Origin of the sequence: Pantoea sp. AG1095 (assembly GCF_003208415.1) — a bacterium.
In the GTDB taxonomy this organism is placed as follows: domain Bacteria; phylum Pseudomonadota; class Gammaproteobacteria; order Enterobacterales; family Enterobacteriaceae; genus Pantoea; species Pantoea leporis.
The window spans coordinates 209,562-234,413 of the sequence record NZ_QKMJ01000005.1 but is presented as its reverse complement, the minus strand read 5'-3'; the positions used below and the strand labels follow the sequence as shown (position 1 = coordinate 234,413).

30 protein-coding genes and 1 other RNA gene are annotated in these 24,852 nt (G+C 56.1%); 16 read left to right on the top strand and 15 right to left on the bottom strand.

Going from position 1 to position 24,852, the window contains the following annotated elements; all coding sequences use genetic code 11:
* Nucleotides 1-68 precede the first annotated feature (68 nt).
* The 10 genes from cybC (at nt 69) to DEU53_RS13150 (ending at nt 8,198) form a co-directional block, all read left to right on the top strand.
* The gene (gene cybC / locus DEU53_RS13195) at nt 69-458 is read left to right on the top strand and encodes a cytochrome b562 (protein WP_110867416.1); all 390 of its coding nucleotides are present in this window, start codon (nt 69-71) and stop codon (nt 456-458) included.
* 253 nt (nt 459-711) lie between these two features.
* Entirely contained in the window at nt 712-1,050 is a 339-nt protein-coding gene (locus DEU53_RS13190; protein WP_007892186.1) for a glycine dehydrogenase, read from the top strand.
* Nucleotides 1,051-1,067: 17 nt separating this feature from the next.
* Nucleotides 1,068-1,424 (top strand): SFCGS family glycine-rich protein, encoded by a 357-nt coding sequence (locus DEU53_RS13185; RefSeq protein WP_008103553.1) that lies wholly within the window; start codon nt 1,068-1,070, stop codon nt 1,422-1,424.
* Nucleotides 1,425-1,426: 2 nt separating this feature from the next.
* A complete protein-coding gene (locus DEU53_RS13180; protein WP_110867415.1) occupies nt 1,427-1,723 on the top strand; it encodes a DUF4312 family protein in 297 nt (98 codons plus the stop codon).
* Between the two features lie 27 nt (nt 1,724-1,750).
* Nucleotides 1,751-2,527 carry a DUF4311 domain-containing protein gene (locus DEU53_RS13175; protein ID WP_110867413.1) on the top strand — a complete coding sequence of 259 codons (777 nt, stop codon included), beginning with the start codon at nt 1,751-1,753 and terminating at the stop codon, nt 2,525-2,527.
* 12 nt (nt 2,528-2,539) lie between these two features.
* Entirely contained in the window at nt 2,540-3,187 is a 648-nt protein-coding gene (locus DEU53_RS13170) for a DUF4310 family protein (RefSeq protein WP_064738408.1), read from the top strand.
* A 103-nt stretch (nt 3,188-3,290) separates the two neighbouring features.
* The gene (locus DEU53_RS13165; protein WP_110867411.1) at nt 3,291-4,424 is read left to right on the top strand and encodes an amidohydrolase/deacetylase family metallohydrolase; all 1,134 of its coding nucleotides are present in this window, start codon (nt 3,291-3,293) and stop codon (nt 4,422-4,424) included.
* A complete protein-coding gene (locus tag DEU53_RS13160; RefSeq protein ID WP_110867409.1) occupies nt 4,408-5,529 on the top strand; it encodes a DgaE family pyridoxal phosphate-dependent ammonia lyase in 1,122 nt (373 codons plus the stop codon). The genes DEU53_RS13165 and DEU53_RS13160 overlap by 17 nt, the downstream gene beginning before the upstream one ends.
* Nucleotides 5,526-6,263, top strand: coding sequence for a KDGP aldolase family protein (locus DEU53_RS13155; RefSeq protein ID WP_101762895.1), 738 nt, complete (start codon nt 5,526-5,528; stop codon nt 6,261-6,263). Before DEU53_RS13160 ends, DEU53_RS13155 begins: the two co-directional genes overlap by 4 nt.
* Before the next feature lie 24 nt (nt 6,264-6,287).
* Entirely contained in the window at nt 6,288-8,198 is a 1,911-nt protein-coding gene (locus DEU53_RS13150) for a transcription antiterminator (protein WP_110867408.1), read from the top strand.
* A gap of 178 nt (nt 8,199-8,376) precedes the next feature.
* Here DEU53_RS13150 and DEU53_RS13145 read toward each other — a convergent pair whose 3' ends face one another.
* Entirely contained in the window at nt 8,377-9,276 is a 900-nt protein-coding gene (locus tag DEU53_RS13145) for a LysR family transcriptional regulator (RefSeq protein WP_101762897.1), read from the bottom strand.
* 129 nt (nt 9,277-9,405) lie between these two features.
* On the opposite strand from DEU53_RS13145, the gene DEU53_RS13140 reads away from it, so the two are divergent.
* Nucleotides 9,406-10,107, top strand: coding sequence for a pirin family protein (locus DEU53_RS13140; RefSeq protein WP_110867406.1), 702 nt, complete (start codon nt 9,406-9,408; stop codon nt 10,105-10,107).
* 54 nt (nt 10,108-10,161) lie between these two features.
* Here DEU53_RS13140 and dolP read toward each other — a convergent pair whose 3' ends face one another.
* From dolP to DEU53_RS13120, 4 genes are read right to left on the bottom strand one after another with little or no spacing between them, the layout of a single operon-like run.
* A complete protein-coding gene (gene dolP, locus DEU53_RS13135; RefSeq protein WP_101762899.1) occupies nt 10,162-10,734 on the bottom strand; it encodes a division/outer membrane stress-associated lipid-binding lipoprotein in 573 nt (190 codons plus the stop codon).
* Between the two features lie 14 nt (nt 10,735-10,748).
* On the bottom strand, nt 10,749-11,336 hold the full coding sequence (gene diaA / locus DEU53_RS13130; RefSeq protein ID WP_007890352.1) for a DnaA initiator-associating protein DiaA: 588 nt from the start codon (nt 11,334-11,336) through the stop codon (nt 10,749-10,751).
* Nucleotides 11,337-11,350: 14 nt separating this feature from the next.
* Nucleotides 11,351-11,746, bottom strand: coding sequence for a YraN family protein (locus tag DEU53_RS13125; RefSeq protein ID WP_008103534.1), 396 nt, complete (start codon nt 11,744-11,746; stop codon nt 11,351-11,353).
* Nucleotides 11,704-13,722 (bottom strand): penicillin-binding protein activator, encoded by a 2,019-nt coding sequence (locus DEU53_RS13120; RefSeq protein ID WP_110867404.1) that lies wholly within the window; start codon nt 13,720-13,722, stop codon nt 11,704-11,706. The genes DEU53_RS13125 and DEU53_RS13120 overlap by 43 nt, the downstream gene beginning before the upstream one ends.
* A gap of 62 nt (nt 13,723-13,784) precedes the next feature.
* On the opposite strand from DEU53_RS13120, the gene rsmI reads away from it, so the two are divergent.
* The 4 genes from rsmI to mdtI all read left to right on the top strand — a co-directional run bounded on the left by rsmI (nt 13,785) and on the right by mdtI (nt 16,245).
* Complete coding sequence (gene rsmI / locus DEU53_RS13115; protein WP_101762901.1) at nt 13,785-14,648, top strand: 16S rRNA (cytidine(1402)-2'-O)-methyltransferase; 864 nt, start codon at nt 13,785-13,787, stop codon at nt 14,646-14,648.
* A 33-nt stretch (nt 14,649-14,681) separates the two neighbouring features.
* Nucleotides 14,682-15,060: RNase P RNA component class A (rnpB, locus tag DEU53_RS13110), an RNA gene on the top strand.
* Nucleotides 15,061-15,578: 518 nt separating this feature from the next.
* On the top strand, nt 15,579-15,929 hold the full coding sequence (gene mdtJ, locus DEU53_RS13105) for a multidrug/spermidine efflux SMR transporter subunit MdtJ (RefSeq protein ID WP_101762902.1): 351 nt from the start codon (nt 15,579-15,581) through the stop codon (nt 15,927-15,929).
* Nucleotides 15,916-16,245, top strand: coding sequence for a multidrug/spermidine efflux SMR transporter subunit MdtI (gene mdtI / locus DEU53_RS13100; RefSeq protein WP_110867403.1), 330 nt, complete (start codon nt 15,916-15,918; stop codon nt 16,243-16,245). Before mdtJ ends, mdtI begins: the two co-directional genes overlap by 14 nt.
* Nucleotides 16,246-16,279: 34 nt before the next feature.
* Here mdtI and DEU53_RS13095 read toward each other — a convergent pair whose 3' ends face one another.
* The 10 genes from DEU53_RS13095 to DEU53_RS13050 all read right to left on the bottom strand — a co-directional run bounded on the left by DEU53_RS13095 (nt 16,280) and on the right by DEU53_RS13050 (nt 23,063).
* Nucleotides 16,280-17,254 (bottom strand): glutathione S-transferase family protein, encoded by a 975-nt coding sequence (locus DEU53_RS13095; protein ID WP_110867401.1) that lies wholly within the window; start codon nt 17,252-17,254, stop codon nt 16,280-16,282.
* A gap of 80 nt (nt 17,255-17,334) precedes the next feature.
* On the bottom strand, nt 17,335-17,745 hold the full coding sequence (locus tag DEU53_RS13090; protein ID WP_008103518.1) for a DoxX family protein: 411 nt from the start codon (nt 17,743-17,745) through the stop codon (nt 17,335-17,337).
* A gap of 208 nt (nt 17,746-17,953) precedes the next feature.
* Complete coding sequence (locus tag DEU53_RS13085; RefSeq protein ID WP_008103516.1) at nt 17,954-18,238, bottom strand: YqjK-like family protein; 285 nt, start codon at nt 18,236-18,238, stop codon at nt 17,954-17,956.
* Nucleotides 18,235-18,633, bottom strand: coding sequence for a phage holin family protein (locus tag DEU53_RS13080; protein ID WP_192236531.1), 399 nt, complete (start codon nt 18,631-18,633; stop codon nt 18,235-18,237). Before DEU53_RS13080 ends, DEU53_RS13085 begins: the two co-directional genes overlap by 4 nt.
* Before the next feature lie 2 nt (nt 18,634-18,635).
* Nucleotides 18,636-18,941 carry a YqjD family protein gene (locus tag DEU53_RS13075; RefSeq protein WP_007890363.1) on the bottom strand — a complete coding sequence of 102 codons (306 nt, stop codon included), beginning with the start codon at nt 18,939-18,941 and terminating at the stop codon, nt 18,636-18,638.
* A 35-nt stretch (nt 18,942-18,976) separates the two neighbouring features.
* On the bottom strand, nt 18,977-19,348 hold the full coding sequence (locus tag DEU53_RS13070) for a DUF1090 domain-containing protein (RefSeq protein ID WP_146001298.1): 372 nt from the start codon (nt 19,346-19,348) through the stop codon (nt 18,977-18,979).
* Between the two features lie 174 nt (nt 19,349-19,522).
* On the bottom strand, nt 19,523-19,891 hold the full coding sequence (gene mzrA / locus DEU53_RS13065; RefSeq protein ID WP_101762907.1) for an EnvZ/OmpR regulon moderator MzrA: 369 nt from the start codon (nt 19,889-19,891) through the stop codon (nt 19,523-19,525).
* Nucleotides 19,888-20,565 carry a DedA family protein gene (locus DEU53_RS13060; protein WP_110867399.1) on the bottom strand — a complete coding sequence of 226 codons (678 nt, stop codon included), beginning with the start codon at nt 20,563-20,565 and terminating at the stop codon, nt 19,888-19,890. Before DEU53_RS13060 ends, mzrA begins: the two co-directional genes overlap by 4 nt.
* Before the next feature lie 334 nt (nt 20,566-20,899).
* Entirely contained in the window at nt 20,900-21,673 is a 774-nt protein-coding gene (exuR, locus tag DEU53_RS13055) for a transcriptional regulator ExuR (protein WP_008103503.1), read from the bottom strand.
* Nucleotides 21,674-21,761: 88 nt separating this feature from the next.
* On the bottom strand, nt 21,762-23,063 hold the full coding sequence (locus tag DEU53_RS13050) for an MFS transporter (RefSeq protein ID WP_101762910.1): 1,302 nt from the start codon (nt 23,061-23,063) through the stop codon (nt 21,762-21,764).
* Between the two features lie 372 nt (nt 23,064-23,435).
* Between DEU53_RS13050 and uxaC the strand changes: the two genes are divergently transcribed.
* On the top strand, nt 23,436-24,851 hold the full coding sequence (uxaC, locus tag DEU53_RS13045) for a glucuronate isomerase (RefSeq protein WP_110867398.1): 1,416 nt from the start codon (nt 23,436-23,438) through the stop codon (nt 24,849-24,851).
* Nucleotide 24,852 lies beyond the last annotated feature (1 nt).

Below are 24,852 nucleotides of genomic sequence, written 5' to 3'. Positions count from 1 at the left end.
ATCGCTTTTTGAAAGCAGCCCGCAAGGCTGCTTTTTTTTTGGCCCGACAATAATAAAAGGACATACCAATGCGTAATAAGCATGTGATTGCAGTGTTGTCGTTATCGCTGTTGTTCTCCTCGGCTAGCGTGTTTGCAGCCGATTTAGAAAAAGATATGGATACGCTCAAGGATGGTCTGAGCGTGGTGAAGAAAACCTCTGACGCGCAGGAAATGCATACCGCGTTGGGTAAGATGCGCCAGGCGGCAACGGATGCTAAGCAATCCACGCCGGAAAAACTGGAAGGTCAGGCGGCCGATAGCGCGCAGATCAAGGATTATCACGCCGGTCTGGATTCGCTGATTGCCCAGATCGATGTGGTTGATCAGTTGGCGCAAGCCAACAAGCTGGACGAAGCCAAGGCCGAAGCGAAGAAACTGGAAGATATTCGCAACGCCAACCATAAGAAATTCCGCTGATAACCCGGCCAGCCCCGTGGCTGGCCTTATTCCTCTTTGCCTTATCTCCGCTTTAATCCGCATAACTCCATCAATCCTCGCATTTTGTGACCGCTTTCGCACACTTCGTGCGTCCTGAGATCTGGCGCACACTCGCCCGCAGGATTTCCACTTTGAGGTGGAAAAGTTGCGACTCAACAGCCTCAAGGGGAAAGCGTACTTTCTTATCAACGAGAAATATCTGTAATTGTCCGCTGTAAACAGGAGTAACAAGGTGAGGAGTGAAGCTGTCCCGCTGAAACAGAGCACGCCGGAAGCGATCCAGGCGCTGGCGGATAAGGTGTTAAGCCAAATTGCAGCGATCTACGCCGCGCATCATATCGAAGCCAACGCCGTGCAGCAGCAGATGCTGGCTTCGCATGTCCGGGCGATGGCATCGCGCTCTTTAACGGGTGAAGCGCTACCGGAAGTAGAAGCTGAGCTGTTTGAAGATATCTCGCCGGAAACCATGGCGCTGGCGCAGCAGGTGGTGGATCTGTTTGGCAATCTGCCCAAAGAGGAAGCCTGGTTGTTGTCCGTCCATATCGAAGTGGCGAAATCGAACGAAGCATAAATTGCGAGGAATTGAACATGGTAACTGTAGTGATTGGCGATCGTCTGGGTAAAGGTCAGAAAGTAGCAGCGGGCATCGAGAAAGCCGGTGGTCGTGCGGTGGTGGTGCCAGGCGTGGCAGCCGACATGAAGCTGGGCGATGTGATGAAAGCGGAAAACGCCGACTTCGGTATCTCCTTCTGCGGCAGCGGCGGTGCCGGTGCGATTACCGCGCAGAACAAATATGGCTACAAAGCCAAACACGGGATGCGTTCGATTGACGAAGGCGTTACCGCCATCAATGAAGGTGCCACCGTGCTGGGCTTCGGCTTTATGGATAAAGAAGAGCTGGGTGAGCGTCTGGTGCAGGCCTGGACTAAAAAACACGGCAGCTAAGTATGAAACAGCAATACGAGACGCAGGTTACGGTGCAGGGCAAAGGCGACAGTAAAGCAAAAGCCTTTGCCGATGCGCTCAGCAAGGTGCAGCAGCAAGTGCTGCGCACCAGCCAAAAGATTCTGTTGCGCATTGAACCCATAGATGTGCGGGTGCTGCGCGCGCAGGAGAGCGTGCGCAAGGAAAAATTCTTGTTCTTCTTCCTCGCGCGTGAGCGACGGAATTACACCGTTGAGCTGGACATTACCGTTAGCGTCACTGTGATCGACACCGACAAGGTGGATTTCATAGCGACTTAATAAAAACGACAACAAGGGTACGACGACATGTTTTTAATCATTTTGTTTAAGTCGTTAATCATTGGCGGATTGGTTGGCGTCGGGGTGGGAGCGGGCGCAGCGCGCATGTTCCACGCACCGACCACACAAGGTATGGGCGCGTTCCGTACCTTGGGAGAACTCAATTCCTGTGAAGGCGATCCGGCATCGCACTTCTCCTTTGGTCTCGGCTTCTTCTTTAACGCCTGGGCATCATCCGTGGCAGCGGGTTCCTTCACGCAGGACGTCGATCACCGCATTTTGCCGAACTGGGGCGCGGCGGCACTGATGGTGAAAAACCGCAACGTGGCGGAAACGCTGCACAACCCGAAACGCATGGCGATTGCCTGCGGCGTCATCGGCATGATTGTGGTGGCCTTCCTTAACAGCACGGCGTCTGCGGTTCCGGCGGCGCTGCAGGTTACCGCAGTAAAAGTGCTGGTGCCGGCGGCTAACCTGCTGGTGAATACCGTGATGCCAGTGATCTTCTGGCTGGCAGCGATTGATGCCGGTAAGAAATCTGGCTTCTGGGCCACCATTTTTGGCGGTCTGGCGCAGCTGATCATGGGTAACGCCGTACCGGGTTTGGTGCTGGGCATCCTGATCGGTAAAGGTGTGGAAGAGAGCGGCTGGAACAAAGTCACCAAGGTGATGATGTTTGCCATCGTGCTGCTGTTTGCCTTGAGCGGCTTCTTCCGCGGTTTCGATCTGAAACTGCTGCAATCCTTCCAGCTAGGTATTCCGGGCTGGCTGGATATGATCCACAACAGCGTCAGCGGCAAATAAGGAGCCATCAGCATGAACGAGAACGAAAACAAAGGGTTCTGGTACGCCGACTGGTCTTTCCCGATTTTTGTTGGCCTGCTCTCCTCCGGCGTATTTGCCGGTACGCACATGTATTACCTGTACGGCATTGGTGCTTTTAACGAAGTGGCGTTTGTCTCGATGCTGCGCTCCGGTATGGAAACCGGCGTGTATGGCGCGGTGGCGGCGTTTGGTGCCAGCTTCCTGTTTGCACGCATTATCGAAGGTTCGCTAGTGGGGATTCTCGATATTGGCGGCGCGATCCAGACCGGCGTCGGCCTCGGCGTGCCTGCGCTGCTGCTCGGTGCCGGCATTGTGTTCCCGGTCGCCAACTTTGCCGCATCGCTGGCCACGGGTTTGGTGGTGGGCTTAGCGATAGGTTATCTGATCATCCTGGCGCGTAAGTTCACCATCAACCAGAGCGACTCAACCTACGGCGCAGACGTGATGATGGGCGCGGGTAACGCATCGGGCCGTTTCCTCGGGCCGCTGATTATCCTTTCTGCCATGGCGGCGTCGATTCCCATTGGTCTCGGTTCGCTGGTGGGCGCGCTGCTGTTCTACCTGTGGAATAAGCCTATTACCGGCGGCGCGATTTTGGGCGCGATGGTGTTGGGTGCGATGTTCCCAATCTCACTCTGATACCGATGTGCGGCCATATGGCTGCACATATCCGTAGCGGCGCCATTTATTGCGCGATAAATCACGCCGCTACGAAATGAGCGTTTGTATGTGAGGAGTAAGCATGTTTGATCTGATTCTGCGCCGCGCACGTCTGTGCGACGAACAGCTGGTGGATATTGCCATCCAGCACGGCAAAATTGCCGCCGTCGGCGAGGTGAGTGGTCCGGCACAGCAGGAGCGCGATCTCGCCGGACGTTACTATGTCAGCGCTGGCTGGATTGATAGCCACGTGCACTGTTATCCCCAATCCCCGATTTATCACGACGACGCCGACACCATTGGCATGGCGCAAGGCGTCACCACGGTGGTGGATGCCGGCAGCACCGGCGCTGACGACATCGACGACTTTTATCAGCTCACGCGTTCGGCTACCACCGAAGTACGCGCGCTGATCAACATTTCACGCACCGGCATTGTGACGCAAAACGAGCTGGCCGATATGGCGCAGATTGATGGCGATGCTGTGGTGCAGGCGGTGAAACGCCGTCCCGACTTTATCGTTGGCCTGAAAGCGCGCATGAGCAGCAGCGTGGTGGGCGAGAACGGCATTCAGCCGCTGGTGCGGGCCAAGGCGATTCAGCAGGTAGCCGGAAACTTGCCGCTGATGGTGCACATTGGCAACAATCCGCCAGTGCTGGAAGAGATCGCCGATCTGCTGACCTCCGGCGACATCATTACCCACTGCTTTAACGGCAAGCCGAACCGTATCTTGTCACCGCAGGGTGAATTGAAAGCAGCGGTGAAAAATGCCATCGCGCGCGGCGTGAAGCTGGATATCGGCCACGGCGGCGCCAGCTTCAGTTTTGAGGTGGCGCGTCAGGCGATTGCGCAGGGCATTCTGCCCGACACCATCAGCTCCGACATTTACTGTCGTAACCGCATCAACGGCCCGGTGCATAGCCTGGCGCACGTGATGTCGAAATTCTTTAGCATTGGCATGACCCTGCCGCAAATCGTCGAGTGCGTCACCGTTAATGCCGCTGCTGGCTTGCGTCTGGCGGGCAAAGGGCGCTTGACCGCCGGTTATGACGCCGACCTGACCATTTTTACCGTCAAAGAGGAAGCCTGCCCGTTCGTTGATGCTGAAGGCGAACGGGTATTAGGTGAACAACATATTCTGCCGCTGGCCGTAGTTATCGCCGGTCACTGGCATCTGACTGATGAAGGGAAAGCGAATCATGTCTTCGATCTATGAAAAATATGACCTGAAACAGGTCATCAACGCCTCGGGACGCATGACCATTCTCGGCGTCTCCACGCCGTCTGCGGATGTGGTGGATACCGTCAGCTACGGTCTGAATCACTACTTCGAGATGAAAGATCTGGTCAACAAGACCGGCGCTTACATCGCCAAACTGCTGGACGTGGAGAGCGCGGTAGTGGTGTCGTGCGCCTCAGCGGGCATTGCGCAGAGCGTGGCGGCGGTGATTGTTAAAGATAACGACTGGCTGCTGGAGAACCTGCACGCCGCGCCGCTCAGCGTGCCGCACGATATCGTGGTGCCAAAAGGGCACAACGTGAACTTCGGTGCGCCGGTTGGCACGATGGTGGCGCTGGGCGGCGGTCGTTTGATCGAAGCCGGTTACAGCAATGAATGTTCGCCAGAGCAGTTGGCGGCGGCAATCACGCCGACCACGGCGGCGCTGATGTACATCAAATCGCACCACTGCGTGCAGAAAAGCCATCTTAGCGTGGAGCAGGCAGCGGTAGTGGCGCGCAAGCACGGCATTCCACTGATCGTTGATGCGGCAGCGGAAGAAGATTTGCAGTGTTACTACCAAATGGGCGCGGATCTGGTGATTTACAGCGGCGCCAAGGCGATTGAAGGGCCGACCAGCGGCTTAGTGATTGGTCGTACGCAATACGTTGAGTGGGTGAAGCGCCAGAGCAACGGCATTGGCCGCGCGATGAAAGTCGGCAAAGGGGGCATTCTCGGCCTGACGCAGGCGATTGAAAACTATCTGGTGCAGCCAAAAACCACCGGCGCCGAGATGGTGGCCAACATGACGCCGTTTATCGACAACCTCAACACGCTGAACGGCGTCACCGCCCGCGTGGTGTGGGATGCCGCCGGACGCGATATTGCGCGTGCCGAGATCAAGTTTGATGAAGCGGTCACCGGCTGGCCGACTGGCGAACTGGTGCAGGCGTTGAAAACTGGCGACATCGCCATCTATTTCCGTGGCTACAAAGCCAACGAAGGCATTATCGAAGCCGATGTGCGCAGCGTTAGCGCCGATCAGCTGCACATCATCTTTAGCGCTATTCAGGCGTTGATCAGCGGAGGAAAACGCGCATGAGTCTGAACCCGAATTTCTATCAGGATCGCCTGTGCCTTAACGTGCTGGCCGGTTCGAAGCAGAACGCCAAAGCGATCTGGCAGGCGGCTGAAGGCCATGTGCTGGTGGGCGTGCTGTCAAAAAACTACGCCAGCAACGAAGAAGCCATTGCCGATATGCGCGAGTATGCGGCGCTGATCGACAATGCGTTATCCGTGGGTTTGGGCGCGGGCGATCCCAACCAGTCAGCGATGGTGAGTGAGATCTCGGCGGTGCTGCAACCGCAGCACGTCAATCAGGTCTTCACCGGCGTGGCGACCAGCCGTGCGCTGCTCGGCCAGAATCAAACCGTGGTAAATGGTTTGATTTCACCGACCGGCACGCCGGGCCTGGTGAAAATCTCCACCGGACCGCGCAGCTCGAAGAACGCCGACGCGATTGTACCGATCGACAGCGCCATCGCCATGTTGCAGGACATGGGCGGCAGCTCGGTGAAATACTTTCCGATGGGCGGCCTGAAAGCGGTAAATGAGTATCGCGCGGTGGCGGAAGCCTGCGCGCGTCACGACTTCTGGCTGGAACCCACCGGCGGCATCGATCTCAACAACTTCGAAGAGATTGTGCGTATTGCGCTCGATGCGGGCGTCAGCAAAGTGATCCCGCACGTTTACAGTTCGATTATCGATAGCGCAAGCGGCGACACGCGCATTGACGATGTGCGTCAGCTTCTGGCAACGTGCAAGAAACTGCTGTAACAAATGAGTAACAGGTGAGGCTCCGTGAGATTTCCCAATCAGCGTCTGACTCAGCTTTTCGCTGCGCTGCAAAATGAAACGCTGCCGCAGGATGAGCTGGCACGTCGCTTTTCCGTTTCAACGCGCACGGTGCGCACCGATATCACCGCGCTGAACGCGCTGCTGGAACAGCATGGCGCGCAGTTTGTGCTGGCGCGCGGCGCGGGATATCAACTCAAAATTGACGATGCGGCGCGCTTTGGCCGCTTACAGCAAGAGAGCGCGACGCCACTGCGCGTGCCGCGTACCTCGCAGGAGCGCGTGCGCTATCTGCTGACGCGCTTTCTGACGGCGGCGTATTCGATCAAGCTGGAAGATCTGTCCGAAGAGTGGTTTGTCAGCCGCGCCACGCTGCAAAGCGATATGGCAGAAGTGCGCGAATGGTTGGGCCGCTATCACCTTAATATCGAAACCAAACCGCATTACGGCATGAAGCTGTTTGGCAGCGAGGCGGCGATCCGCACCTGCTTAACCGACCTGCTGTGGCAGATCGATCAGGAGACGCCGGACAGCCCGCTGCTGACGGTAGAAGCGCTGCACAGCGGCATTCTGGCGCAGCTCGAACCTTTGCTGCAACAGTGCTTCGCCCAGCACGCGATTCGTCTCAGCGATGAAGGCGACCGCTATCTGCAAATCTACTGCGCGGTGGCGGTGCGACGCATCAGCGAAGGTTTCCCGCTCAACGATCCGGGTGCGGAAGATGTGGGCGAGGAAGTGCGCGAGGCGGCGCACGACCTGATTAATATGATGCGTCCGCTGGTCGGGAAACCGATTTCACAGGCGGAAGAGAACTGGCTGCGGGTCAACATCGCCGCGCGCCAGATTCAGGCGCTGGCACCGAGCACCATTAACGCTGACGACGCCGATGCGCTGGTCGATTACCTGCTGAATTACATCAACACCCATTACAACTATCGGCTGCAGCATGATGAGCAGCTGCGCGCCGATCTGCTCACCCATATCAAAACCATGATCACGCGGGTGCGCTACCAAATCCATATCCCCAATCCGCTGCTGAGCAACATCAAACAGCACTATCCAATGGCCTACGATGTGACGCTGGCGGCGGTCACCAGCTGGGGTAAATACACCCCTTACACTATCAGTGAGAACGAGATCGGTTTCCTGGTGCTGCACATTGGTGTTGGGCTGGAGAGGCATTACGACGTCGGCTATCAGCGCCATCCACAGGTGCTGCTGGTGTGCGACAGCGGCAACTCCACGCTGCGCATGATTGAGGCGCTGCTGCTGCGCAAATACCCGCAATTGGTGGTGACGGCGCGGCTGTCACAGCGCGACTATGAACTGCGCGAGCATATCGATGAAGACTTCGTGATCTCCACCGCGCGGCTCAGCGAGAAGAATAAGCCGATTGCGGTGATGTCGCCATTCCCAACCGAGTTCCAGCTGGAGCAGCTCGGCAAGCTGGTGTTAGTGGATCGCACGCGCCCGTACATGCTGGAGAAGTACTTCGACGCGCAGCACTTTATGGTGCTGGATAAGCCGATGGCGCAGTCAGAGTTGTTCCGCCTGCTGTGCGATCAGTTGGAGAGCGAAGGTTTTGTCGATGCGGATTTTTATCCGTCGGTTGAGGAGCGCGAAGCGATTGTCAGCACCCTGCTCGGCGAAGGCATCGCGCTGCCGCATTCACTCGGACTGCTGGCGCAGAAAACCGTGGTCTACACGGTGCTGGCGCCGCATGGCGTGAGCTGGGGCGAGGAGACAGCATCGGTGATTTTCCTGCTGGCGATCAGCAAGAGTGAATACGAAGAGGCGATGGCGATTTACGATCTGTTCGTCACCTTCCTGCGCGAAAGAGCGATGACGCGGCTGCGCGATTGCGCGGATTTTGTCAGTTTTAAAGCGGTGGCGATCGATTGTTTGAGTCGGATGTAAGGGTTGTGCGTGCTGTCCCCCATCCCGGCCTTCCCCCGCAAGCGGGGGAAGGAGATGCAGCTTCATCACTAACATGTGGCAGCATCTTCCTCCCCATGCAGCTTCATCACTAACATGTGGCAGCATCTTCCTCCCCCATTTATGGGGGAGGACCGAGGAGGGGGAAACCCCGCACAATCTACCCGCGCTTCGCCAGCAACCTCGGAATCTCACGCAAACACCAGGCTTTGGCTTCGCCCATGCTGTCGCGGCGCCACGCCATAATAATGTCCACTTCGCGCGTATACTCGGCGCTCACCACGCGTAAACGACCTTCGGCGATATCCTGCTCCACCATCGGATACGGCATGGTCGCCACACCCAAACCGGCCAGCAGCGCGCGGCGTTTATCATCCATGCTGCTTACCGTCAGACGCTGCTGCTTATCCAGCAACTGCACCGTCAACACCGGGCGCTCGCGCGCGGTGTCCGCCACCGCGATACCGCGATACTTCACGCGCGTCACTTCTGACAGCGGCTCAGCTTCCTGATGAATGGGATGATCCGGGCTGGCAACGTAGACGCTCATCGTGCTGTACAGCTTGCGGGTGTTGATTTCGGTTGAGGCGCGGAAGTGCATATCCGGGGCAATCACGATATCGGCGCGGCCCTGTTCCAGCCGCTCCCAGGCGCCGGCTAATACTTCCGTGATGAGAGAAATTTGCGTATTGGCTTTTTCTGACAGCTTCTCAACCAGCGGGAATAAACGCTCGGAAGGCACCAGCGCCTCGGCAACAATGGTGAGATGCGTTTCCCAACCGCGCGCCAGCGCTTCGGCATCGGTGGTGAGCTTGTCGGCGGCTTCCAGCAGCACGCGGCCCCGTTCCAGCAGCATGCGGCCCACGTTGGTGAACTTGGTGCGGTGGCCGGAACGGTCAAACAGCACCACATCCAGCTCCTCTTCCAGCTTCTGCATGGTGTAACTCAGCGCGGAAGGGACGCGACCCAGTTCATCGGCCGCAGCGGCAAAGCTGCCACGACGGTCAATAGCATCCATCACACGTAAAGCTTCAAGGGTTAACGCGCGGTCTTTTGCCATGCCGATTCTCTGTCAGTAAATTTGAACATGCCAGGCAGATTAACTGGCTTACAATCCGGCGTCCAGACTTTTACCATAATCCCATCAAGCCTGCGGTCGGTTCTCACCGCAGCGCGTCGGAGGATTATCATGATGACAACCCGCTGCGCGTCCGCATGTGGCCAGGCCGATTTCGGTTGGTTGCAGGCGCGCTACAGCTTCTCATTTGGCCACTATTTCGATCCAAAATTAATGGGCTACGCGTCACTGCGCGTACTCAACCAGGAAATTCTGGCACCGGGCGCCGCATTCCAGCCGCGCAGTTATCCGCAGGTCGATGTGCTGAATCTGGTGCTGCAAGGTGAAGCCGAGTATCGCGACAGCGAAGGCAATCATCTGGTGGCGCGTGAAGGCGAGGCGATGCTGCTCTCTGCGCGTCAGGGCGTGAATTACAGTGAAATTAACATCAGCAAAGATCGCCCGTTAACCCGCATGCAACTGTGGCTGGCGGCCTGTCCGGAACGTGAAAACCCGCTGTTGCAGAAGCTCGACCTGCCGCAACAAACCAGCGTACTGATCGCCTCGCCCGATGGCGCGCAGGGCAGCCTGCAGCTGCGCCAGCAGGTTTGGGTGCATCAGGTGACGCTAGCGCCGGGCGAGCAGTACACGGTGAAATTGCACGGACCGCGCGCTTACCTGCAATCGATCCATGGTTCGCTGGATGTACAGGCCAGCAGCGCCAACCAGCAGCCGCTAGGCTGCGGCGACGGCGCGTTTCTCAGCGATGAGAACCAGATTAGCCTGCAGGCCAGAACGCCGCTGCGCGCGCTGGTGATTGACCTTCCCGCCTAACCCTCACGCACAAAAAAGGGCGACCGAAGTCGCCCTGATGCTTTGCTGTAATGCTTATTTGAGAATGGTGAAGGCCGTAGTCACGTGCTTCACGCCGCTCACCCGGCTGGCAACATCGGCCGCCGCCTTCGCTTCTTCTGCAGTAACCAGTCCCAACAGGAACACTTCACCGTTTTCGGTGGTCACTTTGACGTTGGAGGATTTCACCTGATCGCTGCCCAGCAGCTGCGAGCGGATTTTGGTGGTGATCCAGGTATCCGATGACGAGGTGCCGAGGCTGACTTTCTGTCCATTACGGATTTCGTTATACACCTCGGTGGCTCCATCAACGCCCATGGCGATCTGTTTGGCACGGCTTGCCAGATCCGGGGTTGGCGACTGGCCGGTTAGCAGTACTTTGCCCTGATAAGCGGTGACAACCACGCGCGCCTGGTTTTTGATCTGTTCATCTTTTGCCAGTGCGTTCGAGACGCGCAGCTCCAGCGTACCGTCATCGACCTGCGTGCCCACGGTGCGCGGATCAGTGGCGGTTTTGGTGGCGACGGCAGCGCCGCCGGCAACCACGGCAACACAACCTTGCAGCAGCATGGCGGTTAAGAGAATGGCGACAGCGTTCAATGCTTTCATTTGAGCTCCTTCAGTCATTCCTGGTGTGGGAATAAAGTGTTATCAATCAAATCGCACAGGCAGTTCAGCGTCAGCATATGCATTTCCTGAATGCGCGCACTGCGATGTGATGGAATGCGAATTTCCACATCATGCGGACCGAGCAGGCCCGCCAGCTCACCGCCGTCGTGGCCGGTTAACGCAACGATGGTCATATCGCGGGTAACCGCAGCTTCAACCGCTTTGACGATATCGCGGGTGTTGCCACGGGTGGAAATGGCCAGCAGCACATCACCAGCCTGACCAAGCGCTCGAACCTGCTTGGCGTAGATTTCATCGTGCAGACGATCGTTACCAATCGCCGTCAGCATCACATTATCAGCGCTCAGCGCCAGCGCAGGCAGGCTAGGGCGCTCTGTCTCGAAACGGTTAATCATGCTGGCGGCAAAATGCTGAGCATTCGCCGACGACGCACCGTTACCGCAGCTAAGGATTTTGTTACCGTTCAGCAGCGACTGCACCAGCGTCATCGCGGCGCGGGAAATCGCATCGGGCAGCGCTTCGGCTGCGGCGATTTGGGTCTGAATACTTTCGGTAAAACACGCTTTAATTCTGTCCTGCACAAGACCACCTGGTTCTATCCATCGGCATTAAAGGCATCGGGCAGCCACTCCAGCTCACGCCCGGTAATGGCAATGATGTCAAAACGGCAATTCACCGTATCAAAACTGCCGCCACGCGCCAGCAACCAGAGCGCGGCGGCACGCAGCAGCTTTTGTTGTTTCTGGCGCGTTACGCTGGCGGCGGCACCGCCGTAGCGCGCATCGCGTCGATAGCGCACTTCAACAAATACCCAGCAATCGGCGTCGCGCATAATTAGGTCAATTTCCCCGCTGCGACAGCGTACATTGCTGGCAAACCACTGCAGCCCGGCGCGCTCCAGATAGCGACGCGCCAGTTGTTCCTGCTCAGCGCCAATGCGCTGGCGGTTTACTGCACCGGAACGATCTGTCCCTGACGATACTGGTTCCATGCCAACTTCCTGTTGATCACGCAATCCGTGTCGGCGTTCAGCTTGCCGGTGTTGCCATCAATGGCAAAGCCAGGCACCTGACGCATCTGGTTAAAGTTATTCGCCAGCGTCCAGGCATCAATGCCCATCGCGTAGAGGCGAACCAGCGAATAATCGTTGTTGAACGACTTCGCCGCCTGCTGCATTAAGCCCGGATTGCTACCGGACAGCAGCGGAATATCGCTGAACTGCAGGCCATCCATCTCCAGACGGAAGTCCGGGCCTGCACCCGCCTGCGCACTGCGTGAGCTGGCGTACAGCGCGGTATTGTTGCGGCTGCTGGTGCGCATCGCAATCATCGGCTTGATCAGCTGCAGCTCATCCTGGCTGGCGACGATGTACACCGCATCCACGCTACCGCTGCTGGCATCGGCCGTTGGCGCCGGTGCGCTGGTTTGCGGTGCAGGAATCGTCAGGCCAGCAATCGCCACGCTCTGCGATTGTGCAGGCTCAACGTTGAGCGGCGTGCCGCTTAACGCGATACCCGCACCGCTGTTGATGCCTTGCTTGAGTTCGCCGACGCCGCCAAAACGCTGCTGCAGCACGGTTGAGCCACCCAGCGTTTGCCACTCTTGCGCGAACGCTTTGCTGATACGGTCGCCATAACTGCTGCGCGGCACCAGCAATAATGGCTGGCGTTTGCCTTGCTCGTAGATATGGTGCGCGGCATCGCGTGCTTCGTCTTCAGGAGAAAGCGCAAAGTAACAAATATTCGGATGGTTCTGGATCTGTTCTGGCTCGTTCAGGGCCAACACGTTAAGCGGCGTGTTGCTATTGGCGACGGTTTCAACGTCATTTTTTAGAAGCGGGCCGACCACCAGCGTGGCGCCATCTTGCTGCGCCTGCTGCATCACCTGCGCAATCGGCTGGCTACTGGTGTCATACACTTTCACCTGCGCATTGCTGTTGCCCTGTGCGGCGGCGGGTTGTGCGGCTGGCTGTGACTGCTCGGTTTGCGGCGGTGTGTTACCTGCAACGGCGGGGCTGACCACGCTATTGGCATCCGCTGGCGGCTGTGCGCTGGCATCGGCTGTATTAGCCTCAGGAGCGGCTTGCGGTGCCGGTGCATTGAGCACGCCATTGCGCGCATCGGTGAAGCCTTTCTGAATCGCATTGGCAAACACCTGCGCCTGGCCGTTAAGCGGCAGCAGCAGCGCGATGGTATTGGTCGACGCTTTGGTGAAGTTCTGCACCTGGCTGAGCTGGGTTGGCAGTGTCTTCGCGCCTGGGTTCTGCGGATAACGCGTCTGCCAGTCCTGAATCGCCGCTTTCAACATTTGTGGATCCTGGCTGTTTGCGCGCCAGGTATTCAGCAGATCGAGCCAGCCCTGCAGGGTATTTTCATCAGCATTGATCACCAGGCTGTTGATCTGATCCTGGGTCATCTGCGTCAGCGCTTGCCAGGTTGCATCGATATTGCTTTGGTGATCGGCACCTTTCAGCAGCGGCTCCTGCGCTATATAGGCACGCAGCAGCGAGAGTGAAGGGCGATTCTGTGCCGCCGCGATTTGCAGCGCGTAGTAACGCACCTGCTGGTCCTGCGACAAGCCGCCGCTTTTCACCTGGCCCAGCAGCTGTTGCGCACCGGTGAAATCCTGCTGCCCAATCTGCATCTGCGCGCGCAGCAGCAGCAGTTCTTGCTGTTGCACTTCGCTTAACTGCTGCGGCAATTGATTGAGCTGATTCGCCGCCTGCGGATACTTTCCTTCCTTCAACAGGGCACGGATGGCAAGTAATTGCCAGTCGGTCTTGCTATCATCGCTGCTTTGCTGCACCTGCTGCAGATAATAGTCAGACCGGCCAGTCGCAGGACCCTGAATATTGACGTTAGAGGTTTGTTGCGGTCCCTGACCACTACAGGCGGCTAAAATCAGCCCAGCGAGAAGAACAGGTACTAAGCGTCCTGCTTTATGACGTACGACTTTTGAAGGAAGCATACTGTATCCAGTGATGTTTTTTTCAAGATGCTCAATATTAAATCGGCAATTCGGATGAAACAATGAAACAACTCGATCGGGCAGAGATTTCTGCCAGCACGCTCTATATCGTTCCTACCCCGATCGGTAACCTGGGTGATATCACTCAACGAGCGTTGACGGTGCTCTCAAGCGTCGATCTAGTCGCAGCGGAAGATACACGTCATACCGGGCTGTTGCTACAACATTTCGCCATCAATGCGCGACTCTTCGCACTTCACGACCACAACGAACAGCAGAAAGCTGAGGTGCTATTAGCTAAGCTGCAAGAGGGCCAGAGCATCGCGCTGGTCTCCGATGCCGGCACGCCGTTAATCAACGATCCCGGCTACCATTTAGTACGTCGCTGCCGTGAGGCTGGTGTGCGCGTGGTGCCGTTGCCAGGTGCCTGCGCGGCGATTACAGCATTAAGCGCGGCGGGGTTACCGTCCGATCGTTTCTGTTACGAAGGGTTTCTACCGGCCAAAAGCAAAGGACGTTGCGATGTGCTGCGCGCGCTGGGTGAAGAGCCGCGTACGCTGATTTTCTATGAATCGACCCATCGCCTGATCGATAGCCTGCAGGATATGGTCAGCGTGTGGGGCGGCGAGCGCTACGTGGTGCTGGCGCGTGAGATCACCAAAACGTGGGAATCTATTCAAGGCGCACCGGTCGGTGAACTGCTGGCGTGGGTGCAGGAAGATGAAAATCGTCGTAAAGGCGAGATGGTGCTGATTGTTGAAGGCCATAAAGCTGATGAAGAAGCGCTGCCAGCGGAGGCGTTGCGCACGCTGGCGCTGCTGCAAAAAGAGCTGCCATTGAAGAAAGCCGCTGCGCTGACGGCGGAAATTCATGGGGTGAAGAAGAACGCGCTTTATAAGTACGCGCTGGAGCAGCAAGAGGCGTGACAAACGCTGGCAGATCGCCTATTATCCCGCGCCGAAGCTGACCAGACAGTCGCCGCTTTGTCGTCGTCCTCTTTCGGGGGGAGACGGGCAAAGGGGAGGAAAGTCCGGGCTCCATAGGGCAGGGTGCCAGGTAACGCCTGGGGGGCGCAAGCCTACGACCAGTGCAACAGAGAGCAAACCGCCGATGGCCCAGTAATGGGATCAGGTAAGGGTGAAAGGGTGCGGTAAGAGCGCACCGCGCGGCTGGCAACAGTTCGTGGCACGGTAAACTCCACCCGGAGCAAGGCCAAATAGGGGTTCACAAGGTACGGCCCGTACTGAACCCGGGTAGGCTGCTTGAGCCAGTGAGCGATTGCTGGCCTAGATGAATGACTGTCCACGACAGAACCCGGCTTATCGGTCAGTTTCGACTTTTTTAAACACAAAACCCGCTTCGGCGGGTTTTGTGTTTTCTGGGGTTGGGTGCGCGCTGGCCCTCATCCTAACCTTCTCCCACAAGTGGGAGAAGGAACCGATCGAGCGATCTTTCAAGCCGCAATAAACAGTTCCCTTTCCTGTGGGAGAGGGCTAGGGTGAGGGCATCAGACCAATAACATTAATTAAACGCCTCCACGTAAAGAAATGAAAATCCCTGAAAACATTACTGCCGCTATGCCAGAATAAGCGCGTGTTTAACTACTGAGGACAAATTTAATCCACACTGACGAGAAGCAACAACGTGGATAAGTTGTAATTTTATGGACAAAATGTTTGCGTCAAATAAGGCTCCACTCTCCTCCTCTCTCTCTGAATCAAACTGCTCAATCTGCGATCAGCACTGGCGCTTCGCGCTTTAGTTCCGTTCTCTCCTATTCTGACTTTTTAATTTAACTTTGCTAACACGCCTATTTTCGCGTGGGTGGCGTTTATTTCTCGTTCAGGAGAGAAATCATGCTGTATTGGATTTTATTAGCGCTGGCGATCGCCGCGGAAATTATTGGCACCGTCTCAATGAAATGGGCCAGCGTAAACGGTGGCAACGCCGGTTATATTTTTATGCTGGTGATGATCGCACTTTCTTATATCTGTTTATCCTTCGCCATTAAACGTATTGCCCTTGGCGTGGCGTATGCCATGTGGGAAGGCATTGGCATTCTGTTTATTACGCTGTTTAGCGTGCTGTTGTTCGATGAAGCCTTATCCGCCATCAAAGTAGCCGGCCTGCTGACGCTGATCCTCGGCATCGTCCTGATCAAATCCGGCACGCTGAGTCGCAAGGAGCTGCGCCATGGCAACGTTTAACTGGCTGCATATCGCGTGGCTGGCGCTGGCCATTGGCCTGGAGATCGTCGCCAATATCTTCCTGAAATACTCCAACGGTTTCCGCCGTCCACTGTTTGGCGTGTTATCGCTGGTGGCGGTGCTGGCGGCGTTCAGTGCGCTGGCGCAGGCGGTGAAAGGCATCGATTTGACGGTCGCCTACGCGATATGGGGCGGGCTGGGATTGGTCGCCACCGTGGCGGCAGGCTGGATTCTGTTTGGCCAGCGTCTGAGTCGGGTTGGCTGGCTGGGCGTGGGATTGTTGTTGATCGGTATGGTGCTGATTAAGTTTGCCTAAAGTACCCTCTCCACGTTGGGAGAGGGTAAGAGCATCAACCCCGGCCGTGTGGCTCATCCCAGTCAAAGGCTGGACCCAGCGAGATCACGCCGCTTGGGTTGATGGTTTTGTGGCTGCAGTAGTAGTGATGGCGAATGTGCGGCAAATTAACCGTGTCAGCGATGCTTGGCATCTGATAGATATCGCGCAGGAAGCCGCTCAGATTACGGTAATCACTGATGCGGTGACGATCGCACTTAAAGTGGGTGACGTAGACCGGATCGAAGCGCACCAGCGTGGTCCACAAGCGTAAATCCGCTTCGGTCAGTTGGTCGCCAGTAAGATAGCGATGTTGACCAAGAATCTGTTCGAGACGCGCTAACGAATGGAACAGCGACGTTACCGATTCATCGTACGCCGCCTGCGAAGTGGCAAAACCGCTTTTATACACGCCATTGTTGACCGTGTCGTAAACCCAGCTGTTCACTTCATCAATTTTGTCGCGCAGCTCCGCCGGATAATAGTCACCCGCGCGGGCACCTTGCGCATCAAAAGCGCTGTTGAGCATGCGCATGATGTCGGCGGATTCATTACTAACGATGGTTTGCTGGGTTTTATCCCACAGCACTGGCACGGTCACACGGCCGGAATAGTGCGCATCGGCGTGCAGATAGATTTGATAGAGAAACTCTTTTTGATACAACGCATCGCCGGTGGCGTCAGGGAAGTTGGCGTCGAAAGTCCAGCCGTTCTCCAGCATCAGCGGATGCACCACCGAAACCGAAATCATCTCCTCCAATCCCTTGAGTTTAAGCATTAACAGCGTGCGATGCGCCCACGGGCAGGCAAGCGAGACGTAAAGATGATAGCGACCACGCTCAGCGGCGAAGCCCGCTTTGCCGGTTGGACCGGCGCTACCATCGGCGGTAACCCAGTTACGCCAGACGGCTTCTGTGCGCTTGAAGCGGCCACCGGTTGACTTCGTATCGTACCAGGTATCATGCCAGACACCGTCAATCAGCTGTCCCATAAGCCCTCCATAATAAAAAGGGGCGAGGAAAATCCCCGCCCCTGCAATTCAGTATATGTGTTCTCTAACGCTTGTGCTGCTTAGCGTGCGGTTGCTGGCTGAACGCGCTGACGAATCAGTCGGTCAATGCTGTAAGCGCCTGGACCTACCAGACCCAACACCAGGAAGCCACCGGCGATGGAGAGGTTTTTCATGAACATCAGCTGGTTAACACCTTCCGCGAAGTTGCTGTGGAACAGGAACGCGGTCAGCAGAGTAAAGCCAGCGGTGAACAGGGCGGTAAAGCGCGTCAGGAAACCGAACAGAATCGCCAGGCCGCCACCGAACTCCAGCAGAATAACCAGCGGCAGCAGGAAGCCTGGGACGCCCATCGCCTGCATGTATTGTGCGGTACCGGCGTAACCGGTGATTTTGCCCCAGCCTGCGGTGATAAACAGAATGGTCATTAATACGCGTGCTACCAGCAGGCCTGAGTCTTCGAATTTTTTCATCATCTACTCCAACAAGGTTTTTGTTGCAGGTTGTTGGCCTGCGGGTTTTGAATCCCCTTGAACCGGTTGTTTCAGTTCACTGGGCTGATGGAGGAAGATGATAATCGCAGGTTGAAAGAGTTGTAAGCGAGATAAACTGTCAATGTTGTTCAGTAAATTTGAGGGGGAGTAAAACCGAATCAATTCGATCCGGTTTTAGAGAGAGAAGCTAGCGGGTATTTAAAGTCGATTTGATCATGCGCCAGGTGCTCCAGACGCCGAAACCGCGCTTGGCCCAGCGCAGCAGACGATTGGGGCTGCGAATCGACCAAATGGCCAATGCGCTGCTGCCAATCGCCAGATAACGACGCATGCCAATGATGGTTAACCAGCCGCGATCGTACTGCGCGGTGCTGGTCAGCCAGTCGCGGCTGTCGGCGCTGAGGTCAAGCCGCTGCTGCTGCACCTGATTGAGCAGTTCGTGAATGCGTGCTTCACGTTCGCGGCGGCTCATGAGCGATGCTCCTCCAGCAGTTTGCGATCGGTATCCAGCTCTTTACGCGTATGGCGCAACAACGTTGACTGACGCGATTTGTATAACGTCCACAAACCGAAGATGAGCGCCAGAGCAAATAGCACCGCCGTAGTAATGGCAATCGCCATCAAGCGATATTGTGCGTCCACCGCCCAGATGATCAACACCATCAGGCTCATGAGACCGAAAGCGGTAAACAGCATAGTAAGGCCCACCATCATCAGCATCTGAATCAGGTTGGCCTTTTCCTCTTCCAGTTCCACAATTGCCAGTCTGACGCGCGTCTCGACCATGCTAACCAGCGTGGTAACTACCCGTTGACCGATGTTAAAGACCCCTTTGCCGGGGCCGTGGCTTTGCTGACTATCACTCATCATTAACGCCGTGAGATTAAAATGCCGATGAGAATACCTACCGCTGCACCGATACCCACGCCGTGCCACGGATTGTCGCGCACGTATTCGTCCGCTTTTTCCGCTGCTTCACGCGTGGTTTGTGCAATACGTTCGCCGGAATCGCCGAGACGTTCACGGGAGCTTTCAATAGCGCCGCGCGCTTTATGACGCAGTTTATCCAGCTCACCTTTGGATTTATCTGCTGAGCTGCTCAGCACTTCTTCCAGGGTATCAGCCAGATTTTTCAATTCAGCGCGCAGATGTTCAGATGTTGTTTCTTTAGCCATGGAAATCTCCTTTTACAGCATTGAGTTAAGTCCGATTAATAAGGTTCAGCTTCAAGCTTTTTCAGTTCGTGCTGCGCATCGAGCAGCTTACGTTCGCGCTTCTCAATTTTGTCCTTGTCGCCATCCTGACGCTCTTCTTTCAGCTCACGCTCACGTTCGGCGATTTTGTGCTTCTGCTCAGCGATGCGTTCGCTATGTGCAGATTTCAGCTTCTCATCGGTGCAGCCTGCGCGGACTTCGGTCAACGCGCGCTCCAGCCCGGTAACGCGGCGCTGGTTGTCGTGCTGTTTTGCCATATCGATCTCGCGTTGAATATCCTGCTCTTTTTGTTGGCAGAGCGATTCAGCCGCCAGCAGCGAACCCGAGAGTGAAAAAAGAATAGCACCTAGCAGTAATTGATGTTTCATCAGGTTGTGACCTTCCATTGTTGATGACCTGCCCGAGAGCAGACAGGAGAAGCTTCCCAGCATGTCTTAGGCTTACGCTATCTCTAAGGATAGACAGCAGACGAAAAAATTCAAAGAAGACGCGGGGATAGCGAGGATTAGCTCACCGCCTGGCTTAACGTCAGGCGGTGAAATTTAGCTAAAAATTGGGCGACTGGCGTCAGGATATTGCTGCGAAGCCTGCGGGCCAGCGGCGACGACAAAGCCTTGTGGCAACAGGCGCTTCAACACTTTTTGCGCCGCCAGGCTCTGTTCTTCATTCTCAAAATGAATTACCAGCGCATCGCCGGAGGGCGTAATACTTTTGATACGCACGCCCTGCGCAGAAAGTTGCTGATAAAGATAAAAACCATCGGGCAGATTGGTGCCGCTGTTGGCAACGCGGATCTGCACCACGGTTTCATGCTGCATCAAGGTCGGAACGAAACAGATCGCCAGCAGCGCCAACGCGCCACCCAGCGCCCAAGGCAGGAAACGCCTTGGGAATCCACGGAATGTGATCATGACTGTGAATTCCCGCTACGCGCTGACTGACGTTTACGCCAAATCACTACTAAAGAACCGACCAGGCCAATCACCAGCAGCACCAGCGGCAGCAGCATCAGGCACAACATCAGCTCATCTTCGTAACGACGGAAAATCGGTGTTTTACCCAGCGCGAAGCCCAGCACGGTAAGGATCAGCACCCACAGGAAGCCACTTACCCAGTTGAAGAACTGGAAGCGCGCATTACTCAGGCCAGAAAGCCCGGCGATGGTAGGGAGCAAGGTGCGAACGAAGGCAATAAAGCGACCCACCAGCAGTGCAGACAAGCCATGCCGATGGAACAGCCGATGGGCGCGTTGATGATATTGCGCGGGCAAGTGTGAAAGCCATTTTTGTACGGTAGGCGTATTACCGAGCCAGCGGCCCTGAATGTAGCTTACCCAGCAGCCGAGGCTGGCGCCTGTGGTCAGAATCAGCAGCGTCAGCGGGAAACCCATGGTGCCTTTGGCAATCAAAACGCCGACCAAAATCAGTAAACTATCGCCCGGCAGAAAGGCGGCGGGCAGCAATCCATTTTCCAGAAACAGAATCATGAACAACACGCCATAAATGGCCCAAACCAACGTCGGGTCGGAGAGCATTTCGTAATCCTGCTGCCACAAGGCATGCAGCAATGCTTGCAAAATATCCATCAATCATTCCTGAACATCATTGTTAAACGTGCCCGTGAGGGGCTTAGGCGCAGACTGGCGTTGGTTATACATTTTAGATAAGCAGCCTGAGCAGGAGTTTCCGGATCCTTCCAGAATTGATTGTTAAATCAGCGACTTTTTAAAGCCCTGTCGCAAAGGGTAATAAAAGGGCGATAACTGTAACAAAAATAACGTTATCCAGACAGGGGAAAGTGCCTGCCGCACAGGAGTTTTACCTTTAGACGCAGGTGGTCAAAAGGAGCTTTACATGAGCTGACACTATTGCAGACTAACTGACTTTTTCAGCAACAAAACGCCTGAAAAATAAGCAGGATCAGCGTGGATTTTCGCTACCTTCAGGCAGGATGACCGGATTTTCAGCAAACATGTAACGATCAACGTTAAATTCGAAATCGTCGGTGGTGGCGTTAAACAGCATCTGCTTAGTATTTTCCAGATGCTGCCACATTGCCAGCTTACTGGCGGCGGGATCTTTGCGGATCAGGGCTTTGAGGATCTGGTCGTGATCGTCACACCAGCTGGTGATATTTTTGGCATCAATATGTTCGTGCAGCTTTAACCAGTAAGGATTGTGCAGACGGTGCAGCCACATCTTCTCGACAATCGCTGCTAAGGCGCTGTTCTGCGTCGATTGCGCAATGCGCACGTGAAACTCCATATCCCACGCCGAATCGCGCGAATGATCTTCCTGACGTGCTTTCTCCTGAATTGCCATCAGTGCCACGATATCCTGGCGTGTCACCTGCGTGGCGGCAAACTCAGCCACGTTGCTTTCAATTAGCTGGCGCGCCTGCAATAACTCGAAGGGGCCAAAATTAGCGAACTCCAGCTGGCTGGACGTTACCACGCGGTTCTGCTGCTGGCTGCTGATGACGTGAATGCCGGAACCTTTCCGCACCTCCACGTAACCTTCCACTTCGAGCATGATGATCGCTTCACGCACCACGGTACGGCTCACCTGCATCTCTTCCGCAATCAGACGCTCGGCAGGCAGTTTGTCGCCGACACGGTAGTCGGCAGCTTCAATGCGGCGTTTGAGTTCGCTGGCGAGCTGTTGATAAAGGCGTCGTGATTCGGTCAGGTCCATTGCGCGGTCCGCTGTGGGAGAAAGTTGAGTTGTTATACCACTTCAGCCGCACGGAGGAAATGGGCTGGCCGATGCCAGCCCGAGGAGGTTAGGTGCGCACTGCAGCGGACTGCACCGCAGGCTGATCGTCGAGTTCAGAAACCGGCTGGTTTTTCAGCACCGTCCAGATAACCACCGCGCCTAGCAGATCAAACACCGCCAGCGCCGCGAACAGCGGGCTGAAGCCCAGCGTATCGGCCAGCGCACCCACCACCAACGCAAACAGGGTGCTCGCCGTCCAGGCCGCCATGCCGGTTAAGCCGTTGGCGGTAGCCACTTCGTTCCGGCCAAATACATCTGAAGAGAGGGTGATCAGCGCGCCTGAAAGCGCCTGATGGGCAAAACCACCGACGCACAACAACCCAATCGCCACATACGGGCTGGTGAACAACCCGATGGTGCCTGGCGCAATCATTAACACCGCGCCCATGGTCACCACCAGTTTGCGTGAGACGATGAGATTGACGCCAAACCAGCGCTGAAACAGCGGCGGCAAGTAGCCACCGACGATGCAGCCGAGATCGGCGAACAACATCGGCATCCAGGCAAACATGGCGATCTCTTTCAAATTGAAGCCGTACACCTTAAACATAAATAACGGAATCCACGCGTTAAACGTTCCCCACGCGGGTTCGGCGAGGAAACGCGGCAGCGCAATGCCCCAGAACTGGCGATTGCGCAGGATCTGGCGTGCCGACATCTTCTTATTATTACCGGTTTGATGCTGCAACTCCTGGCCGGCAATGATGTAGTGACGCTCCTCATCGCTCAGCTTGGTTTGTTGTTTAGGATGCTTATAAAACACCAGCCAGCAGAGGGCCCACACCATGCTCAGCACGCCAGTAATAATGAACGCCATTTGCCAGCTGTGCGCCATGATCGCCCACACCACCAGCGGCGGCGCCAGCATTGCGCCAATTGACGAGCCCACGTTGAAATAGCCCACCGCCACCGAACGCTCTTTGGCAGGGAACCATTCGCTACTGGCTTTCAGGCCTGCGGGAATCATTGCTGCTTCGGCGGCACCCACCGCGCCGCGTGCCAGCGCAAAGCCGCCCCAGCTGCCCGCCATCGCGGTTGCCGCACAGAAGATTGCCCACAGCACGGCAAACACTGCATAACCAATTTTGGTGCCGAGCATGTCCAGCACATAACCGGCTACCGGCTGCATGATGGTGTAGCACGCCGAGTAGGCGGCAACGATATAAGAATATTGTTGCGTGGTGATACCCAACTGCGTTTCCAGCGTGGGCGCAGCGACGGCAATGGTATTGCGCGTCAGGTAACCGAGCACGGTGCCCAGCGTCACCAGCCCAATCATGTACCAGCGTAGCCCTTTGATCTTACGCATTATTAACCTCGTCCAGTCTGTCGTTGCGGTTTACCGCTTTAGTTATCTGGAGCGGGAAGACGTGAACAGTGCTGTTCACTCCCGCAGTTCCTTGCCTGTGCCATTAATCCCGTTAGCAACGGAGCGAGAGGTTAACTTGTTATACCGCTTTAAAAGTTGAATGCCATCACATAAACCTTGCGGCCAGTGTGTGTTAGGGCGAAAGATCGTTAAAACAGCCATTTAACGCATTATCCGCAACAAAATCGTCCATATACCCACATTGAAACTGTCATTATTGTGAGTCGGATCGCAAACAATTTTGCCTTTCGTTTAAATTGGTATGATAACTTTTAGTTAAAAGCCATCTGGCTACAAAATGAGGAAGCAGGTATGTCGCGTTTTATGAGTGAGGATTTTCTACTCGACACCGAGTTCGCCCGTCGTCTGTACCACGACTACGCTAAAGACCAGCCGATTTTCGACTATCACTGTCACTTACCGCCGCAGCAGATTGCCGATAATTACCGCTTCACCAACCTCTATGACATCTGGCTGAAAGGCGATCACTACAAATGGCGTGCGATGCGCGCTAACGGCGTGCCGGAAGCGTTATGCACCGGCGATGCCAGCGATCGTGAGAAATTTAACGCCTGGGCGCGTACCGTGCCGCATACCATCGGCAATCCGCTCTATCATTGGACGCACCTCGAATTGCGCCGGCCTTTTGGCATCACCGATGTGCTGCTGAATGAGCAGAGCGCAGATCGCATCTGGCAGCAGTGCAATGAACTGCTGGCGCAGGACGCCTTCAGCGCGCGCGGCATCATGCAGCAGATGAAGGTGAAAATGGTCGGCACCACCGACGATCCGCTCGACGACTTACAGCATCACCGCAAGCTGGCGCAGGACAGCAGCTTTGACGTCAAAGTGCTGCCGAGCTGGCGTCCAGACAAAGCCTTTAACATTGAGCTGGAGAGTTTCCTACCGTGGATTCAGCGCTTAGCGCAGGTCGCGGATGTGAACGTGCAGCGTTTCGACGATCTGCGCCGCGCCTTAAGCCAGCGACTCGATCACTTCGCCGCGCATGGCTGCAAAATTTCCGATCACGCGCTGGATGTGGTGGTGTTTGCGGAAGCGGATGACGCCACGCTGGACGGCATTCTGGCGCGCCGACTGCAAGGTGCAGCGCCTTCCGCTGAAGAGACGGCCCAGTTTAAAACCGCCGTGCTGGTGTGGCTCGGCAGCGAATATGCGCGTCGCGGCTGGGCGCAGCAGTATCACATTGGCGCGCTGCGCAACGCCAATCGCCGCCAGTTCGATATCCTCGGGCCGGATGTAGGCTTCGATTCGATTAACGATGCGCCGTTGGCGATTCCGCTGGCGCGTCTGCTGGATGCGCAAAACCGCAATAACGCGCTGCCCAAAACCATTCTTTACTGCCTCAACCCGCGCGACAACGAAGTGCTGGCGACCATGGCAGGCAATTTCCAGGGTGAAGGCGAACCCGGCAAGATGCAGTTTGGTTCGGCGTGGTGGTTTAACGATCAGCTGGATGGCATGCAGCGGCAGATGACGCAGCTGGCGCAAATCGGCCTGCTGAGCCGCTTCGTCGGCATGCTAACCGACAGCCGTAGCTTCCTCTCTTACACACGTCATGAATATTTCCGTCGTCTGCTGTGCCAGATGATCGGCAATTGGGTGGCGCGGGGCGAAGCGCCTGAAGACGAGGCGTTGTTAGGGCAGATGGTACAGAACATCAGTTTCAACAATGCGCGCGATTACTTCGGCATTGAGCTGGGAGCCTGAT

Coding starts and splice junctions, on each gene's coding strand:
- cybC (WP_110867416.1), top strand. CDS start 69: ATGCGTAATAAGCATGTGATTGCAGTGTTGTCGTTATCGCTGTTGTTC.
- DEU53_RS13185 (WP_008103553.1), top strand. CDS start 1,068: ATGGTAACTGTAGTGATTGGCGATCGTCTGGGTAAAGGTCAGAAAGTA.
- DEU53_RS13180 (WP_110867415.1), top strand. CDS start 1,427: ATGAAACAGCAATACGAGACGCAGGTTACGGTGCAGGGCAAAGGCGAC.
- DEU53_RS13175 (WP_110867413.1), top strand. CDS start 1,751: ATGTTTTTAATCATTTTGTTTAAGTCGTTAATCATTGGCGGATTGGTT.
- DEU53_RS13170 (WP_064738408.1), top strand. CDS start 2,540: ATGAACGAGAACGAAAACAAAGGGTTCTGGTACGCCGACTGGTCTTTC.
- DEU53_RS13165 (WP_110867411.1), top strand. CDS start 3,291: ATGTTTGATCTGATTCTGCGCCGCGCACGTCTGTGCGACGAACAGCTG.
- DEU53_RS13160 (WP_110867409.1), top strand. CDS start 4,408: ATGTCTTCGATCTATGAAAAATATGACCTGAAACAGGTCATCAACGCC.
- DEU53_RS13155 (WP_101762895.1), top strand. CDS start 5,526: ATGAGTCTGAACCCGAATTTCTATCAGGATCGCCTGTGCCTTAACGTG.
- DEU53_RS13145 (WP_101762897.1), bottom strand. CDS start 9,276: ATGGCAAAAGACCGCGCGTTAACCCTTGAAGCTTTACGTGTGATGGAT.
- DEU53_RS13140 (WP_110867406.1), top strand. CDS start 9,406: ATGATGACAACCCGCTGCGCGTCCGCATGTGGCCAGGCCGATTTCGGT.
- dolP (WP_101762899.1), bottom strand. CDS start 10,734: ATGAAAGCATTGAACGCTGTCGCCATTCTCTTAACCGCCATGCTGCTG.
- DEU53_RS13125 (WP_008103534.1), bottom strand. CDS start 11,746: ATGGAACCAGTATCGTCAGGGACAGATCGTTCCGGTGCAGTAAACCGC.
- DEU53_RS13120 (WP_110867404.1), bottom strand. CDS start 13,722: ATGCTTCCTTCAAAAGTCGTACGTCATAAAGCAGGACGCTTAGTACCT.
- rsmI (WP_101762901.1), top strand. CDS start 13,785: ATGAAACAACTCGATCGGGCAGAGATTTCTGCCAGCACGCTCTATATC.
- mdtJ (WP_101762902.1), top strand. CDS start 15,579: ATGCTGTATTGGATTTTATTAGCGCTGGCGATCGCCGCGGAAATTATT.
- mdtI (WP_110867403.1), top strand. CDS start 15,916: ATGGCAACGTTTAACTGGCTGCATATCGCGTGGCTGGCGCTGGCCATT.
- DEU53_RS13095 (WP_110867401.1), bottom strand. CDS start 17,254: ATGGGACAGCTGATTGACGGTGTCTGGCATGATACCTGGTACGATACG.
- DEU53_RS13090 (WP_008103518.1), bottom strand. CDS start 17,745: ATGAAAAAATTCGAAGACTCAGGCCTGCTGGTAGCACGCGTATTAATG.
- DEU53_RS13085 (WP_008103516.1), bottom strand. CDS start 18,238: ATGAGCCGCCGCGAACGTGAAGCACGCATTCACGAACTGCTCAATCAG.
- DEU53_RS13080 (WP_192236531.1), bottom strand. CDS start 18,633: ATGAGTGATAGTCAGCAAAGCCACGGCCCCGGCAAAGGGGTCTTTAAC.
- DEU53_RS13075 (WP_007890363.1), bottom strand. CDS start 18,941: ATGGCTAAAGAAACAACATCTGAACATCTGCGCGCTGAATTGAAAAAT.
- DEU53_RS13070 (WP_146001298.1), bottom strand. CDS start 19,348: ATGAAACATCAATTACTGCTAGGTGCTATTCTTTTTTCACTCTCGGGT.
- mzrA (WP_101762907.1), bottom strand. CDS start 19,891: ATGATCACATTCCGTGGATTCCCAAGGCGTTTCCTGCCTTGGGCGCTG.
- DEU53_RS13060 (WP_110867399.1), bottom strand. CDS start 20,565: ATGGATATTTTGCAAGCATTGCTGCATGCCTTGTGGCAGCAGGATTAC.
- exuR (WP_008103503.1), bottom strand. CDS start 21,673: ATGGACCTGACCGAATCACGACGCCTTTATCAACAGCTCGCCAGCGAA.
- DEU53_RS13050 (WP_101762910.1), bottom strand. CDS start 23,063: ATGCGTAAGATCAAAGGGCTACGCTGGTACATGATTGGGCTGGTGACG.
- uxaC (WP_110867398.1), top strand. CDS start 23,436: ATGTCGCGTTTTATGAGTGAGGATTTTCTACTCGACACCGAGTTCGCC.